Origin of the sequence: Siminovitchia jepli, from assembly GCF_047228825.1 — a bacterium.
Classification (GTDB): domain Bacteria; phylum Bacillota; class Bacilli; order Bacillales; family Bacillaceae_C; genus Siminovitchia.
Genome location: NZ_JBFEGN010000196.1, coordinates 1 through 1,361, shown reverse-complemented (window position 1 = coordinate 1,361; position 1,361 = coordinate 1). Strand labels below are relative to the sequence as shown.

Genomic DNA, 1,361 nt, shown 5'->3' with positions numbered 1-1,361 from the left:
AACTTATGAGGACGCTTGAACAAAGGCGTGGACATGGCCGAAATGACTATCCGGTTCGTGCCATGTGGAATTCTGTCCTGGCAGGCATTGTCTTTCAACATGAATCTGTTGAGAAATTGCGCCGGGAACTTTCCCGCAATGGCCAACTCCGCGATATGTGTGGTTTCGCGGGGCAAGTGCCGCCGCCTTGGGCATACACGCGGTTTTTAAAAACATTGCTTGAGCATGAAGGTGAGGTCGAGGCCATGTTCGATTTAATGGTCAGCGAGTTATCCGGGTTGTTGCCGGATTTTGGCAAGCATTTGGCGATAGACAGCAAGGCGATTTCCTCGTTTGCTAGAGGAAAGAATAAAAGTGAAGTTACGGATGGACGGCGTGATCTGGATGCGGATTACGGAAAGAAAGCGTACCGCGGTGTGGATAAAAACGGCAAGCCATGGGAGAAAATTGTCCAATGGTTTGGCTACAAGCTCCACCTGGTTGTAGACGCAACGTACGAGCTTCCGGTTACATTTAAGGTGACAAAAGCCTCTGCTTCTGACATCACGGAAGGACATAAACTCTTAGAGCAGATGGAAGAAAAGCAACCAGAATTGCTGGAAACAGCAGAAACCATGGCAGCGGATCGCGGCTATGATGATACAAAATTTTTGGTGAAATTTTGGGATGATCACAAAATTAAGCCGGTTGTGGATATCCGCAACATGTGGAAAGATTCCGATACAACCAGGCTTTTGGAAGGCACAGAGAATGTGGTGTACGACTATAAAGGCACCGTTTTTTGCGTGTGCCCGGAAACGGGGAAAAAACATGAAATGTGCAATGGCGGCTTTGAGAAAGACCGCAACACGTTAAAAAAGCTTTGCCCTGCCAAGCAAATGGGGATCACATGCAAGGGTCAGACTCAATGCCCGGTGGCGCAAGGGATCAGGATTCCGTTATCGGTAGACAGGCGGATCTTTACCCCGATTGACAGATCCAGCTATAAGTGGAAAAGAGAATACAACAAGCGCACCGCTGTTGAGCGCGTCAACAGCAGGCTCGATGTATCTTTCGGGTTCGAAGTGCATACGATTCGGGGAATGGCGAAAATGAAGATGCGCTGCGGGCTTGCGCTATGCGTCATGCTTGCCATGGCACTAGGCCGAATCAAAGAAAAACAACCGGAGAAGATGAGAAGTCTGGTTAGCGCATAAATCCACATGTGGAAAAGTCAGAAAATGACCAGTTCAAAAAATGGATTTGTGGATAACGGGATACGTATGCCCATTTTTAGGGCATTTCTATAGAATATTCTGAAATATGCCTTCTAAAATTAGAAGTTCATTGTCACCGCCCTCTGAAAGCGTGCTTTCTTTTTG

The 1,361-nt window shown here is 47.4% G+C and carries 1 protein-coding gene; it reads left to right on the top strand.

What is annotated here, in order from left to right:
• Positions 1–1,196: transposase (locus tag AB1L08_RS22355; RefSeq protein WP_413066771.1), on the top strand; the 1,196-nt coding region annotated here is incomplete at its 5' end.
• Between the last annotated feature and the right edge of the window lie 165 nt (positions 1,197–1,361).